This is a genomic window from Streptomyces sp. NPDC093089 (assembly GCF_044754405.1).
Classification (GTDB): domain Bacteria; phylum Actinomycetota; class Actinomycetes; order Streptomycetales; family Streptomycetaceae; genus Streptomyces.
Map to the genome: position 1 here is coordinate 65308 of NZ_JBIVPA010000017.1, position 13887 is coordinate 79194.

Annotated in this window: 13 protein-coding genes; 8 read left to right on the forward strand and 5 right to left on the reverse strand. The window is 71.8% G+C overall.

The window, feature by feature from the left end; all coding sequences use genetic code 11:
- Positions 1–8: 8 nt before the first annotated feature.
- The 4 genes from ACIQFX_RS33040 (at position 9) to ACIQFX_RS33055 (ending at position 3448) form a co-directional block, all read left to right on the forward strand.
- On the forward strand, positions 9–926 hold the full coding sequence (locus ACIQFX_RS33040; RefSeq protein WP_386254109.1) for a F0F1 ATP synthase subunit gamma: 918 nt from the start codon (positions 9–11) through the stop codon (positions 924–926).
- Positions 926–2368 carry a F0F1 ATP synthase subunit beta gene (gene atpD / locus ACIQFX_RS33045; protein ID WP_017236133.1) on the forward strand — a complete coding sequence of 481 codons (1443 nt, stop codon included), beginning with the start codon at positions 926–928 and terminating at the stop codon, positions 2366–2368. The genes ACIQFX_RS33040 and atpD overlap by 1 nt, the downstream gene beginning before the upstream one ends.
- A gap of 112 nt (positions 2369–2480) precedes the next feature.
- The gene (locus ACIQFX_RS33050) at positions 2481–2855 is read left to right on the forward strand and encodes a F0F1 ATP synthase subunit epsilon (protein WP_017236132.1); all 375 of its coding nucleotides are present in this window, start codon (positions 2481–2483) and stop codon (positions 2853–2855) included.
- A gap of 146 nt (positions 2856–3001) precedes the next feature.
- Positions 3002–3448 (forward strand): DUF2550 domain-containing protein, encoded by a 447-nt coding sequence (locus tag ACIQFX_RS33055; RefSeq protein WP_376490450.1) that lies wholly within the window; start codon positions 3002–3004, stop codon positions 3446–3448.
- 74 nt (positions 3449–3522) lie between these two features.
- On the opposite strand, the gene ACIQFX_RS33060 is transcribed toward ACIQFX_RS33055, so the two are convergent.
- The 3 genes from ACIQFX_RS33060 to ACIQFX_RS33070 form a co-directional block, all read right to left on the reverse strand.
- A complete protein-coding gene (locus ACIQFX_RS33060) occupies positions 3523–5280 on the reverse strand; it encodes a glycosyl hydrolase family 18 protein (RefSeq protein ID WP_402471000.1) in 1758 nt (585 codons plus the stop codon).
- Between the two features lie 210 nt (positions 5281–5490).
- Positions 5491–6144 (reverse strand): response regulator, encoded by a 654-nt coding sequence (locus ACIQFX_RS33065; RefSeq protein WP_402470851.1) that lies wholly within the window; start codon positions 6142–6144, stop codon positions 5491–5493.
- On the reverse strand, positions 6141–7337 hold the full coding sequence (locus ACIQFX_RS33070; protein WP_402470853.1) for a sensor histidine kinase: 1197 nt from the start codon (positions 7335–7337) through the stop codon (positions 6141–6143). The genes ACIQFX_RS33065 and ACIQFX_RS33070 overlap by 4 nt, the downstream gene beginning before the upstream one ends.
- Before the next feature lie 162 nt (positions 7338–7499).
- Here ACIQFX_RS33070 and ACIQFX_RS33075 point away from each other — a divergent pair, with 162 nt between their 5' ends.
- On the forward strand, positions 7500–8162 hold the full coding sequence (locus ACIQFX_RS33075; protein WP_402470855.1) for a hypothetical protein: 663 nt from the start codon (positions 7500–7502) through the stop codon (positions 8160–8162).
- On the opposite strand, the gene ACIQFX_RS33080 is transcribed toward ACIQFX_RS33075, so the two are convergent.
- Complete coding sequence (locus tag ACIQFX_RS33080; RefSeq protein ID WP_376490454.1) at positions 8079–8651, reverse strand: cob(I)yrinic acid a,c-diamide adenosyltransferase; 573 nt, start codon at positions 8649–8651, stop codon at positions 8079–8081. The two genes, ACIQFX_RS33075 and ACIQFX_RS33080, sit on opposite strands and share 84 nt — an antisense overlap.
- A gap of 218 nt (positions 8652–8869) precedes the next feature.
- On the opposite strand from ACIQFX_RS33080, the gene ACIQFX_RS33085 reads away from it, so the two are divergent.
- The 3 genes from ACIQFX_RS33085 (at position 8870) to ACIQFX_RS33095 (ending at position 13056) form a co-directional block, all read left to right on the forward strand.
- A complete protein-coding gene (locus ACIQFX_RS33085) occupies positions 8870–9718 on the forward strand; it encodes a 3-hydroxyacyl-CoA dehydrogenase family protein (RefSeq protein WP_402470859.1) in 849 nt (282 codons plus the stop codon).
- A 126-nt stretch (positions 9719–9844) separates the two neighbouring features.
- Entirely contained in the window at positions 9845–10168 is a 324-nt protein-coding gene (locus tag ACIQFX_RS33090; protein ID WP_030210572.1) for an STAS domain-containing protein, read from the forward strand.
- Between the two features lie 197 nt (positions 10169–10365).
- Positions 10366–13056, forward strand: coding sequence for an ATP-binding protein (locus tag ACIQFX_RS33095; RefSeq protein WP_402470862.1), 2691 nt, complete (start codon positions 10366–10368; stop codon positions 13054–13056).
- Between the two features lie 91 nt (positions 13057–13147).
- Here ACIQFX_RS33095 and nucS read toward each other — a convergent pair whose 3' ends face one another.
- Positions 13148–13819 (reverse strand): endonuclease NucS, encoded by a 672-nt coding sequence (nucS, locus tag ACIQFX_RS33100; protein WP_376489503.1) that lies wholly within the window; start codon positions 13817–13819, stop codon positions 13148–13150.
- Positions 13820–13887: the final 68 nt, after the last annotated feature.

The window sequence follows — 13887 nt, forward strand, 5'->3', positions numbered from 1 at the left end:
CCTGACTCATGGGAGCGCAGCTCCGGGTCTACAAGCGTCGCATCAAATCCGTCACCGCGACGAAGAAGATCACCAAGGCGATGGAGATGATCGCCGCCTCGCGTGTCGTCAAGGCGCAGCGCAAGGTGCAGGCGTCGACTCCGTACGCGACCGAGCTGACGCGCGCGGTCACGGCGGTGGCCACGGGTGCGAACGACAAGCACCCGCTGACCACCGAGGCGGAGAACCCGGTCCGCGCCGCGGTCCTGCTCCTCTCGAGCGACCGCGGTCTGGCCGGTGCCTTCAACTCCAACGCCATCAAGGCGGCGGAGAAGCTGACGGCGAAGCTCGAGGCGGAAGGTCGCGAGGTCACGATCTACGTCGTCGGCCGTCGTGGCATCGCGCACTACAACTTCCGTGAGCGGAAGCTGGCCGGCACGTGGACCGGGTTCACGGACCAGCCGTCGTACGGCGACGCCAAGACGATCGCGGCTCCGCTGATCGAGGCGATCGAGAAGGACACGGCGGAGGGTGGTGTGGACGAGCTCCACATCGTCTACACCGAGTTCGTCTCGATGATGACGCAGACGGCGGTCGAGGCCCGGCTGCTGCCCCTCAGCCTCGACGAGGTGGCGAAGGAGGCCGGCGACACGGAGACGCTCCGTCCGCTGTACGACTTCGAGCCGTCGGCGGAGGACGTCCTCGACGCCCTGCTGCCCCGGTACGTCGAGAGCCGGATCTACAACGCGCTGCTCCAGTCGGCCGCCTCCAAGCACGCTGCCACGCGCCGCGCGATGAAGTCGGCGACCGACAACGCGGGAGACTTGATCAACAACCTCTCCCGACTTGCCAACGCGGCCCGCCAGGCCGAAATCACCCAGGAAATCAGCGAGATCGTCGGTGGCACCGCAGCCCTGGCCGACGCGACCGCGGGGAGTGACAAGTAATGACGACCACTGTTGAGACGGCCGCCGCCACGGGCCGCGTCGCCCGGGTCATCGGCCCGGTCGTCGACGTGGAGTTCCCCGTCGACGCGATGCCGGAGATCTACAACGCGCTGAACGTCGAGGTTCCGGACCCGGCCGAGGAGGGCGCGACCAAGACGCTGACCCTCGAGGTCGCCCAGCACCTCGGTGACGGCGTCGTCCGCACCATCTCCATGCAGCCCACCGACGGTCTGGTCCGCCAGGCCCCGGTGACCGACACGGGCACGGGCATCACCGTCCCGGTCGGTGACGCCACCAAGGGCCGCGTGTTCAACACGCTGGGCCAGGTGCTGAACGCCGACGAGTCCACCGTGGCCGACGCGCCGCGCTGGACGATCCACCGCAAGGCCCCGGCCTTCGACCAGCTCGAGTCCAAGACCGAGATGTTCGAGACCGGCCTGAAGGTCGTCGACCTCCTCACCCCGTACGTCAAGGGTGGAAAGATCGGTCTGTTCGGTGGTGCCGGTGTCGGCAAGACCGTTCTGATCCAGGAGATGATCGTCCGTGTGGCCAAGCTGCACGACGGTGTCTCCGTCTTCGCGGGCGTCGGCGAGCGCACCCGTGAGGGCAACGACCTCATGGTCGAGATGGAGGAGGCCGGCGTTCTCGACAAGACCGCGCTGGTCTTCGGCCAGATGGACGAGCCCCCGGGCACCCGTCTGCGCGTGGCCCTCGCCGGTCTGACCATGGCGGAGTACTTCCGCGATGTGCAGAAGCAGGACGTGCTGTTCTTCATCGACAACATCTTCCGCTTCACCCAGGCCGGTTCCGAGGTCTCCACGCTGCTCGGCCGCATGCCCTCCGCGGTGGGTTACCAGCCGAACCTGGCCGACGAGATGGGTCTCCTCCAGGAGCGCATCACGTCGACCCGTGGTCACTCGATCACCTCGATGCAGGCGATCTACGTCCCCGCGGACGACCTGACCGACCCGGCCCCGGCCACCACCTTCGCCCACCTCGACGCGACGACGGTTCTCTCCCGTCCGATCTCCGAGAAGGGCATCTACCCGGCCGTGGACCCGCTGGACTCCACGTCCCGCATCCTGGACCCGCGCTACATCGCGCAGGACCACTACGACGCCGCCACGCGCGTCAAGGGAATCCTGCAGAAGTACAAGGACCTCCAGGACATCATCGCGATCCTCGGTATCGACGAGCTGAGCGAGGAGGACAAGCTCGTTGTCCACCGCGCCCGCCGTGTCGAGCGCTTCCTGTCCCAGAACACCCACGCGGCGAAGCAGTTCACCGGTGTGGACGGTTCGGACGTTCCGCTCGACGAGTCGATCGCCGCGTTCAACGCGATCTGCGACGGTGAGTACGACCACTTCCCCGAGCAGGCGTTCTTCATGTGCGGTGGTCTTGAGGACCTCAAGAACAACGCCAAGGAGCTCGGCGTCTCCTGAGCCCCGTGCTCGCCCGAGGGGGGTGGGATCCGTCCCGCCCCCCTCACCACGCCCACTAGAATTGACCCCAACACCCGGCACGACCGCCGGGTGGTGACCCGAGGAGCCACCCTTGGCTGCTGAGCTGCACGTCGAGCTGGTCGCCGCGGACCGGAGTGTCTGGTCCGGCGAGGCCACCTTGGTCATCGCGCGTACCACCTCCGGCGACATCGGCGTCATGCCCGGCCACCAGCCGCTGCTCGGTGTGCTGGAGTCGGGCCCGGTGACCATCCGTACGAGCGAGGGCGGGACCGTCGTCGCCGCCGTCCACGGCGGATTCATCTCGTTCGCCGACGACAAGCTGTCTCTGCTCGCGGAGATCTGCGAGCTGGCGGACGAGATCGACGCCCAGCGCGCCGAGCGCGCGCTGGAGCGTGCGAAGACGGACGAGGACGCCGCCGCCGAGCGGCGCGCCGAGGTCCGGCTGCGCGCGGTGTCGGTCCGCTGACGGTCCGCACCGACTGGTAGTGCCCTCAGCCGCGGCACGGTCCGGAACCTTCCGGACCGTGCCGCGGCTGAGGCGATGCATATGCAGGTTGTATTCGGTTCGGCCGGTCGCGCCGGCTACGGGACGCAGCGAGGAGGTCGGTGAAGATGTTCCTCGCTCTGCTCGTGTGCGGCCTGGTCGTCGCACTGGTGGTGATCGGGCTCTTCGTCTTCGGCTTGCGCCGGAGACTGATCCAGCGTGCCGGCGGCACCTTCGACTGCTCGCTGCGCTGGGACGTGCCCGACGAACCGGATCTGACCGGCAAGGGCTGGGTGTACGGCGTCGCCCGTTACAGCGGTGACGAGATCGCCTGGTTCCGAGTCTTCTCGTACGCGCCCCGTCCGCGCCGGATCCTGGAGCGTTCGTCCATCGTGGCGCTGGAGCGCCGGATGCCGGAGGGCGAGGAGGAGCTCGCGCTGCTCTCCGACGCGGTGATCCAGCCCTGTATGTACGAGGGGGTGCGTCTGGAGCTCGCGATGAGCGAGGACGCGCGGACCGGCTTCATGGCCTGGCTGGAGGCTGCGCCCCCCGGGCAGAGGGTGAACGTGGCCTAGTACGTGGCCCGGTACGTGAGAAGCGGGGGACGGTGTGCTGCACCGTCCCCCGCTTCGGCGTTTCCCCGGAGGGGTTAGTTCAGGCCGGTGTTGATGGCGCCGACGAGCTCGCCGTTGGTGGTGTCACCGCTGAACTCCCAGAAGAACGCTCCGCCGAGGCCCTGGTTCTTGGCCCAGCTCATCTTCGAGTTCACGGTGGCGGGGGTGTCGTAGCTCCACCAGTTGGTGCCGCAGTGGGCGTACGCCGTGCCCGCGACGGTGCCGTTGGCCGGGCAGGAGTTCTTGAGGACCTTGTAGTCCTCGATGCCCTGCTCGTACGTGCCCTGCGCCGGGCCGGTGGCCGTGCCGCCGGGGGCGGACTGGGTGACGCCGGTCCAGCCGCGGCCGTAGAAGCCGATGCCGAGGAGGAGCTTGTTCGCGGGGACGCCCTTCGCCTTGAACTTGGCGATCGCCTCGGCGGAGTTGAAGCCCGCCTGCGGGATGCCGGCGTACGAGGTGAGCGGGGAGTGCGGGGCCGTCGGACCCTTCGCCGCCCAGGCGCCGAAGAAGTCGTACGTCATCACGTTCAGCCAGTCGTAGTACGGCGCGGCGCCCGCGTAGTCGGCGGCGTCGATCTTGCCGCCGGCGGAGGCGTCGGCCGTGACGGCCGCGGTGACCAGGTTGTTGGCGCCGAACTTGGCGCGCATGGCCTGCATCATGTTCTTGAAGGACGCGGCGCCGCTGGTGTCACAGGTGAGACCGCAGGCGTTCGGGTACTCCCAGTCCAGGTCGATGCCGTCGAAGACGTCGGCCCAGCGCGGGTCCTCGACCAGGTCGTAGCAGGACTGGGCGAAGGCGGTCGGGTTCTGCACGGCCTGGCCGAAGCCGCCGGACCAGGTCCAGCCGCCGAAGGACCACAGGACCTTGATGTTCGGGTACGCCTTCTTCAGCTTGCGGAGCTGGTTGAAGTTGCCGCGCAGCGGCTGGTCCCAGGTGTCGGCGACGCCGTCGACGGACTGGTCGGCGGTGTAGGCCTTGTCGTAGTCGGCGTAGGCGTCGCCGATGGTGCACTTGCCGCCCTGGACGTTGCCGAAGGCGTAGTTGATGTGGGTGATCTTGGACGCGGAGCCCGAGGTCACGATGTTCTTCACGTGGTAGTTGCGTCCGTAGACGCCCCAGTTGGTGAAGTAGCCCAGCTTGACGGCCTTCGGCGGCGGCGGGGTGTCGCCCCCGGTGGTGCGCACCGGGGTCGGGCCGGCGGCGGGACCGGTCTGGTCGATGCTGTCGCGGGCGACGACCGAGTAGGTGTAGTCGGTGCCGGCGGTGAGGCCCTGGTCTGTCCAGGTCAGCGCGGTGGTGGTGGTGACCTTCGTGCCGTCGCGCAGGACGTCGTAGTTCTTGACGCTGTTGTCGTCGGTGGCCGCGCCCCAGCTGAGCTTCACCGAGGTGTTGGTGATGTCCGAGGCGACCGGGGTGCCGGGGGCCGAGGGCGGGTTGTCGCCCGGCGGGGTGGAGTCGTCGCAGGCGGCGCCGTTGATCTTGCAGCCGGTGGGGGCGCCGGATCCGGCGCCGTTGTAGCCGAAGGAGACGGAGGCGCCGGGGGCCAGGGTGCCGTTCCAGCCGACGTTCTTGGCGGTCCAGTGGTTGCCGCTGTTGGTGACGGTGGCGTCCCACGCGGAGGTGACCCGGGTGCCGGAGGGGTAGTCCCACTCCAGGTTCCACGAGCTGATCGTGGTGGTGCCGGTGTTCTTGATGGTCCAGCTGGCGCCGAATCCGGTGCCCCAGTCCTGGGTCTTGGTATAGGTCGCCGTGGCGGAGGTGGCCGCCTCGGCGGGGGTGGCGAGACCGACCATGGCGGCGAGCGGGAGGGCCAGGGCGGTCACGGCGGCTGCGGCCCGTGCCCTGATTCCTCTTCGGCGCGTCGGTGCTTGAGTGCTCAACGGTGCTCCTCAAGTTGCGGACGTTCTGGGTGGGGGTGGTCCGAGAGAGTTGCGCGCGCCCCGCGAGCGTAGGAAGGTCTGGACCAATCGTCAAGAGGTCCAGACCAACGTTGCCGATCTCGGTCAGACCCCCAACTCCTGCGCCAGCACGGCCGCTTGGACCCTGCTGCGCAGCTCCAGCTTGCTCAGCACCTTGCTGACGTGCGTCTTCACCGTCGCCTCCGCCATGTCGAGGCGTACCGCGATCTCCGCGTTCGACAGACCGCCGCCCAGCGCCGACAGCACCTCCCGCTCCCGGGGCGTCAACGCGTCGAGGACGGCCGAGTCCGTGCCCCGCGCCGCGCGCGCGGGGCGGCCGGACGCGGCGAACTCCGCGATGAGCCGCCGGGTCACCGCCGGGGCGATCAGACCCTCGCCCCGCGCCACCGTCCGCACCGCCTCGATCAGTTCGCGCGCGTCGGCGTTCTTGAGCAGGAAGCCGGCCGCCCCCGCCCGCAGTGCCCCGAACACGTACTCGTCCAGATCGAAGGTCGTCAGGACCAGCACGTCGGCCAGGCCCTCCGCGACCACGATCCCGGTCGCCGTCACCCCGTCCATCCGGGGCATCTGTACGTCCATGAGGACCAGGTCCGGGCGCAGCTCGCGCGCCAGCTCGACCGCCCGCTCGCCGTCCGCCGCCTCCCCGACCACCTCGATGTCCGGGGCGCTGCCCAGGATGAGCACGAGCCCGGCCCGTACCGCCGACTGGTCCTCGGCGACCACCACCCGCACCGTCACACCCGCTCCTCGTCGCTCGCGGCCACCGGCAGTTCCGCCCGTACCCGCCATCGTTCGCTTCCCTCGTCGTCCGTCGCCGGACCCGCCTCGAAGACCCCGCCGAGCAGGGCCACCCGTTCCCGCATCCCCACCAGACCGGCCCCCGAACCCGGCGCGGTCGGGCCCGGGCGCTCCCCGCGCGGGCTCGTCACCTCGACCGTCAGCGCCGCCGGCTCGCGCGCGAGGAGCACCCGGACCTCGCCCGGCGCCGCGTGCTTGAGGGCGTTCGTCAGGGACTCCTGCACGATCCGGTACGCGGCCAGCTCCACCGGCGCCGGCAGCGCGGTCGTGCTCTCCCGGGCGTCGACCAGGGCGAACGCCAGGCCGCTCGGTCCGCCGTTGGCGCGCGCCTGGGCGACCAGGGCGTCCACCCCGGCGAGCGTGGGCGCGGCGGCCGGCGCCGTGTCCCCGCTGCTGTCCCGCAGCAGCCCGATCAGCCGCCGCATCTCCGCCAGGCCCGCCACGCTGTTCTCCCGGATCACGGTCAGCGCCTGCCGGGTGGTGGCCGGCTCGTCGAGCGAGAGCGCCGCCGTGGAGTGGATCGCGATGGCGGACAGGTGGTTCGCCACCATGTCGTGGAGCTCGCGCGCCATCCGGGCCCGCTCGGCCACCACCGCCTGCGCCCGGTCCATCTCGGCGAGCAGCGCCGTCTGTTCGGCCCGCAGCCGGGCGGCCTCCGCCGCGTTCCGGTGGTTGCGGACGACGGCGCCGGTCAGCGCGGGCAGGAAGGAGATCATGCCCGTGATCACCCCGATGAGGAGGGCGATCGCGTTCTGCCACCAGACGAGGAAGCCGACCGTCACGCCGATGGTGATCAGCGCGGTGGTGTAGGGGACGCGGCGGGCGGAGGCGGGCGAGCCGTACACGACGGCCGCGTAGACGACGTCCGTGAACATCAGGACGGTGGCCAGGTTCCCGTTGGTGAACTGGTCCGCCACGATCGCCAGCGTGGCGACGTTCAGCGCCGTCTGCGGCAGCGTCCGGCGCACCGCCTCCGTCGCGGCCATCACCACGAGCGGGATCAGCGGCGCCCACCGCTGGTCGAAGACGCGGCCGCCGGTCGTGTAGAGGCCGTACGACCACAGGAGCAGCCCGCAGGCGAGTCCCGCGAAGGCGATGAGCAGATCGGTGCGGTGCGGGCGGGGGAGCGTCACGTACCCATCCAACACGCCCCCGCGGGCCGGGACCTCCTCGCCGGGATCGATCCGTGTCCCCGCCCGCCTCCGTCGAACGATGTAGGCGGACTTCGTCACCGGCGACGACGAAACGGGCCGGGGCCCACGGGAGGCTGGAGGGGAACCGAAAGGGGAACCGTCGTGATCGTCACGCTCATCGCCGTCTGCGAGGTCGGTTTCTGGGTTCTGCTCGCCGCCGGACTCGCCGCCCGCTACCTCCTGAAGATGCCCCGGACGGGCATCGCGCTGCTCCTGTGCGAGCCGCTCCTGGAGGTCCTGCTCCTCGTCGTCACCGCGATCGACCTCAAGAACGGTGCCGACCCCAGCTGGAAGCACGCCCTCGCCGCCCTCTACATCGGCTACACCGTCGGCCACGGCCACCGGACCGTGAAGTGGCTCGACAGCCGTGCCGCGCACCGCTTCGGCGACGGCCCGCCGCCCGTGAAGGCGCCGCGGTACGGCATGGCGCGCGCCCACCACGAGGGGAGGATCTGGCTCGGCTCGGTGGTGATGGCCTCCGTCGCCTCCGCCCTCCTGCTCGCCGCGGTCTGGTACGTCGGCGGGGACGGCGACACCTCGAAGCTGGAGGCCTCGATCGGGGGCGTCTGGCGGCTGGTCGGCATCCACGGCCTGATCGCGCTCAGCTACGCGATCTGGCCGAAGAGGGCGCCGGAGGGCGAGGACCCCGCCGAGGACGGCGCCCCGGCTCGTCAGGACGGCTCAGCGGTCCCCGCCCGGCACCCAGAGCACGTCCCCGACCTCCTTGTTCGCGGTCCGCGCGAGGATGAAGAGCAGGTCCGATAGCCGGTTGAGGTAGGTGGCGGTCAGGGCGTTCATCGTCTCGCCGTGCACCTCCAGGGCGGCCCAGGTGGAGCGCTCCGCCCGCCGGACCACCGTGCACGCCTGGTGCAGCAGCGCCGCACCGGGCGTGCCGCCCGGCAGGATGAAGGAGCGCAGCTTCTCCAGGTCCTCCAGGAAGCGGTCGCAGTCGGCCTCCAGCTTGTCGACGTACGACTGCTCGACGCGGAGCGGCGGGTACTTCGGGTCCTCCACCACCGGGGTGCAGAGGTCCGCGCCGACGTCGAAGAGGTCGTTCTGGACGCGGACGAGGACCTTCACGACCGCCTCGTCGAGCTGCCCGAGGGCCACGGCCGTGCCGATGGCGGCGTTGGCCTCGTTGGCGTCCGCGTACGCCGAGATCCGCAGGTCCGTCTTGGCGGTCCTGCTCATGTCGCCGAGGGCCGTGGTGCCCTGGTCGCCGGTACGGGTGTAGATGCGCGTCAGATTGACCATGCGGTCAGCCTAGTGAGCCGTCGGCGCTCCGGAACGCCCGTGTGCCGACCGTCACCCGGCGTCGTCGCGGGAGGCCCGCAGCCGCGGCGGGGGTGTCGCGAGTGTGACGTCCGTCAAAGAGGGCGTGACGCGCGTTACTTAGCGGTCACATGGCGCCCCGCGACCGCTAATCTCCGCCGGAGAGCCAGACGTGAACACGTGTTGAGGGGTGGAAGATCGTGGCCAGGAAGCTTGCCGTCATCGGGGCCGGACTCATGGGATCCGGCATCGCGCAGGTCTCGGCGCAGGCCGGTTGGGACGTCGTCCTGCGTGACGTCACCGACGCCGCGCTGACCCGCGGCACCGACGGCATCAAGGCGTCGTACGACCGGTTCGTCGCCAAGGGCAAGCTGGACGCCGCCGACGCCGAGGCCGCCCTCGGCCGGATCACCGCCACCACCGAGCTCGAAGCCGTCGCCGACGCGGACATCGTCGTCGAGGCCGTCTTCGAGAACCTCGACGTCAAGCACGAGATCTTCCGCTCGCTCGACAAGGTCGCCAAGGACGGCGCCGTCCTCGCCTCCAACACCTCCGCGATCCCGATCACCAAGATCGCCGCGGTGACCGAGCGCCCCGAGGCCGTCGTCGGCACCCACTTCTTCTCGCCGGTCCCGATGATGCAGCTCTGCGAGCTCGTCCGCGGCTACAAGACGAGCGACGCCACCCTCGCCACCGCGCGCGAGTTCGCCGAGTCCGTCGGCAAGACCTGCATCGTCGTCAACCGCGACGTCGCCGGCTTCGTCACCACCCGGCTCATCGCCGCCCTCGTCGTCGAGGCCGCCAAGCTCCACGAGTCGGGCGTCGCCTCCGCCGAGGACATCGACATCGCCTGCAAGCTCGGCTTCGGCCACGCCATGGGCCCGCTCACCACCGCCGACCTCACCGGCATCGACATCCTGGTGAACGCGGCCGACAACATCTACACGGAGTCCCAGGACGAGAAGTTCGCGCCCCCGGAGCTGATGCGCCGGATGGTGGACGCGGGTGACATCGGCCGCAAGAGCGGGCAGGGCTTCTACAAGTACTGAGCCGGACCCGCCACCCCGTCTCACCCCGTGGGGTGAATTTCGGTGTCGGTTCGCTGACAAGGCGCAACGTATCTGCCGATGCGGCAGTCAGTTGTTGCGAAGACGGAGCACTCTCGGGGAGCGCATATGCACATCAGGGGCGACCATGTCGAGCTGGTCGTCGGGGGCCGCCTCGACGTCCGCAGCGCGGCGGACGCCCGTACGGTCCTGCACTCGGCGGTCGACGACGGAGTCGGCGACCTGGTGCTGGACCTGACCGGCCTCGACTCCTGGGACGCGACCGGGCTCGGCGTCATCATGGGCGCCCACCGGCGGGCCGGCCGCTGCGGCCGGCGGCTCGTCCTGCGCGGGGTGCCGCCCCAGATGCAGCGGCTCCTCGTCGCCACCCGGCTGCACCGCATCCTCGCCATCGAGGGCGGCCTCGCCCTGGAGTCCCTGCCCCGGGTGTGACCCCCGGGGCCGCCCCCGTCTGTGAAGCAGCTGTGTGAACCAGGCGTCACGCTCAATCCTCACAAGACCGTGACGTCTTGGTCTCCGAGGCACCCCGCCTGTTCCCGAGCGCCTGACCACGGTCTAGGGTTCGGTCGCCTGCACATTGACGGACCCATCCGGCGGGCACCGGACACCGCTTCTTGGGGGCTTGCACCATGGACCCGATCAACCGTGGGTCGGAGGAGTACGGGCACGACACCGAAAGTGACGAGACCCGCCAGGCGCGCGGGGGCGTGCCCGCGCCGGCCCCCGCCCCCGTGCGCGCCCGCGTCGTCCAGCTCGTCTCCGGCGGACTGCTCCTCACCGTCAATCCCGTCGACGGCAGCGAGATCGAACCCTGCCCGCCGGGACGCGAACCCGCGGCCCCCCGCCCCCGCACCGCCGAGGAGCGCGCCGAGGCCGCCCGCGCCGCCGCCCCGCCCGTCCCGGCCGGACCCGCCGCGCCCGCCCTGCCCCTGCTCGAACGGCGGGAGCAGCGCGAACAGCTCACCGCGACCATCACCCGCGGCCGCTCCGCCCGGCTGACCGGCCCCGCCGGATCCGGCCGCACGGCCCTCCTCGACGCGGTCGCCGCCGACTGCGCGGAGCTCGCCCCCGACGGCGTCGTACGGCTCTCCGGCCACCACCGCACCCCCACCGAACTCCTCCACGAGCTCTTCACCGCCGTCCGCCATGCTCCCGACCAGCGGCCCGACCGGGACACCCTCCTCGACCTGGTCCGCGACATCGGCGCCGTGGTCGTCGTCGACGACCTGGAGTTCGGCGGCGCCGCCCTCGACGAGCTCCTCGACGCGGCCCCCGAATGCGCCTTCCTGTTCGCCGCGGGAACCGACGCGCCCGTCCCGACGGCCGACGCCCCCATCGAGGAACTCCACCTCGAAGGCCTCGGCCGCGCCGCCGCCCTCGAGCTCCTGGAGAGCGCCACCGGCCGCACCCTCACCGACGACGAGGCCAACTGGGCCGGCGACCTGTGGTTCGAGTCCGAAGGCCTGCCCCTGCGCTTCGTCCAGGCCGGTGCCCTGCTCCGGCAGCGCGACCGGCTGCGGGTCACCCCGGCCGAGTTCGACGCCTTCGGCGCCCTCGAAGAGGCCTTCGGGCCCACCGACCCCGAGGCGGCCGCGGCCGTCGCCGCCGCGGCCTTCGACGGCATCGACGACCCCGACGTCGAACTGCGCGAGATACCCCTGCCGAGCCTCGGCGAGGGCGCCGCCCCCGCGGCCCTCCTCGCCTCCCGCCTCAGCCGCTCCGCCCAGGCCACCCTGCGCTTCGCCGTCGCCCTCGGCGGCGAGCTCCCGCACCAGGCCCACCTGCCGGCCCTCGTCGGCGACACCCACGCCGACGCCGCCCTCGGCGAGCTCGTCGCCTGCGGCCTGCTCTCCCCGGTCGGCCCCCGCTACCGGCTCGCCTCCGGCGTCCTCACCCAGCTCCTCGCCCACGGGTACGAGCACGGGGCCGCCGACCGCGCCCACACCGTCGCCCAGCACTACGCCTGGTGGGCCGCCCACCCCTCCGTCACGCCCGACCGCGCCGCCGCCGAGTCCGACGCGCTGCTCGCCGCCCTCACCGCCCTCGTCTCCGGTACGACCGCCGGCTCCGGCTCCGGTACGGCCGCCGGCTCCGGCTCCGGCTCCGGTACGGCCGCCGGCTCCGGTACGGGCTCCGAAACCGCCGACGACACGGAGCGCCGGGCCACCGCCGTCCTCCTCGCCCGCGCCGCCGCGCCCGCCTTCGCCGCCGGGCTGCACTGGGGTGCCTGGGAGCGGGCCCTGCGCGCCGGACAGGAGTCCGCCCGGCACACCGGGGACGTGGCGGAGGAGGCGTACTTCCACCACGAACTGGGCGTCCTCGCGATCCTCGCCGGCAACCTGGAGCGGGCCCGCGCCGAACTGGAGGCCTCCATCGGCATGCGCGGCGTGCTCGCCGACAAGCGCGGCACCGTCGCCGGCCGCCGGGCCCTAGCCCTCGTCGCCGACCTCGCCGGGGAGCACGGCGCCCCGGCCGCGGCCCGCGCCGAGGAGCACGTCTCCCCGCCGCGCGGCGTCCCGGCCCTGCGCGGCCCCGCCTCCACCCGCCCCGCCTCCACCCGCCCCGCGCTCGGCCCGGCGGCCGCCGCCACGGCCCCGCTGCCGGGCGGACCGGTCCGGGCGAAGCCCGCCCCGAAGCCCGCGTTCCCGGCGTTCCCCGACTTCGCCGACGAGGGCCCGACGCTCCTCACGCGCCCCGGCGCCGCAGAGGACGCCGGCCGCCCCGGCCTCAAGGACAGCCTCCTCGCCGGCGCCCGCCGCAACCTCGTCGCGGTCGGCGCGGGCGCCCTCCTCGTCGCCGTCCTCGGCACCGTCGTCACCCTCGGCATCACCTCCGGCGACGACGAGGTGCCCGTCACCAACAGCGTCACCACCGAAACCACGGCGCCCGACGACGGGACCGCCGACGGCTCCGGCGACGAGCCGCCGGCCGACGGCGAGCCGGGGGAGACGGGTACGCCCACGGCCTCCGGCTCCCCGAGCCCCTCCGGCTCGGGCAGCGCGTCCCCGTCGGACTCGGCGAGCCCGGGCTCGTCCGACTCCGCCTCGCCCTCGGACAGCCCGTCGTCGACGTCCGGGTCGCCGTCGACCGGCACGACCCCGCCGCCCGGACGGCCGACCCCGACCCGGTCGTCGACCACCTCCTCCTCGCCCAAGCCGTCGTCGACCACGCCCAAGCCGCCGTCGTCCACCCCGGCCACGCCGAGCGAGACGCCGTCGTCCACGCCGCCCACCTCCACGTCGACCAGCAGCGAGGCCCCCGTCGGCATCGCCTCCTCCGCGCTCGGCGGCAGCCCGTCCGCCACGGGGACCCCCGCCTGACCCCGTACCGCGGGTCGGGAACGACGAACGGCCCCGGGCGCGTCCTTAGCGCCCGGGGCCGTCCCCGTACTCTCCGTACTCCGTGCCCCGGCTAGAACAGCCGCAGCTTGTCGTCCTCGATGCCGCGCAGCGCGTCGTAGTCGAGGACGACGCAGCCGATGCCGCGGTCGGTCGCGAGGACCTTGGCCTGCGGCTTGATCTCCTGGGCGGCGAAGACGCCCTTGACCGGCGCGAGGTGCGGGTCGCGGTTGAGCAGCTCCAGGTAGCGGGTCAGCTGCTCGACGCCGTCGATCTCGCCGCGGCGCTTGATCTCCACCGCGACCGTCCCGCCGTCCGCGTCCCGGCACAGGATGTCGACGGGGCCGATCGCGGTGGGGTACTCGCGGCGGATCAGGGTGTAGCCCTCGCCGAGGGTCTCGATGCGGTCGGCGAGCAGCTCCTGGAGGTGCGCCTCGACGCCGTCCTTGATCAGACCGGGGTCGACACCCAGTTCGTGTGAGGAATCGTGGAGGATCTCCTCCATCGTGATGATCAGTTTCTCGCCCGCTTTGTTGATCACGGTCCAGACGCCCTCCTCGCCGTCGACCCCCTCCTTGAGGGTGCACGGCGGGGACATCCAGTTGAGCGGTTTGTACGCCCGGTCGTCCGCGTGGATGGAGACGCTGCCGTCTGCCTTCACCAGGATCAGACGGGGGGCGGAGGGCAGGTGGGCCGTGAGCCGGCCCGCGTAGTCCACGGAGCAACGGGCAATGACGAGACGCATGGTCGGCAACGCTACAAGACGGGTGCTCTTCCGCGCGATTCGGGCATCGTCCGGGGACTCTCCGAGTG

Excerpts from the sequence above, each read along its gene's own strand:
- ACIQFX_RS33040 (WP_386254109.1), top strand. The coding sequence starts at position 9 with ATGGGAGCGCAGCTCCGGGTCTACAAGCGTCGCATCAAATCCGTCACC.
- atpD (WP_017236133.1), top strand. The coding sequence starts at position 926 with ATGACGACCACTGTTGAGACGGCCGCCGCCACGGGCCGCGTCGCCCGG.
- ACIQFX_RS33055 (WP_376490450.1), top strand. The coding sequence starts at position 3,002 with ATGTTCCTCGCTCTGCTCGTGTGCGGCCTGGTCGTCGCACTGGTGGTG.
- ACIQFX_RS33060 (WP_402471000.1), bottom strand. The coding sequence starts at position 5,280 with ATGGTCGGTCTCGCCACCCCCGCCGAGGCGGCCACCTCCGCCACGGCG.
- ACIQFX_RS33080 (WP_376490454.1), bottom strand. The coding sequence starts at position 8,651 with ATGGTCAATCTGACGCGCATCTACACCCGTACCGGCGACCAGGGCACC.
- ACIQFX_RS33090 (WP_030210572.1), top strand. The coding sequence starts at position 9,845 with ATGCACATCAGGGGCGACCATGTCGAGCTGGTCGTCGGGGGCCGCCTC.
- ACIQFX_RS33095 (WP_402470862.1), top strand. The coding sequence starts at position 10,366 with ATGGACCCGATCAACCGTGGGTCGGAGGAGTACGGGCACGACACCGAA.
- nucS (WP_376489503.1), bottom strand. The coding sequence starts at position 13,819 with ATGCGTCTCGTCATTGCCCGTTGCTCCGTGGACTACGCGGGCCGGCTC.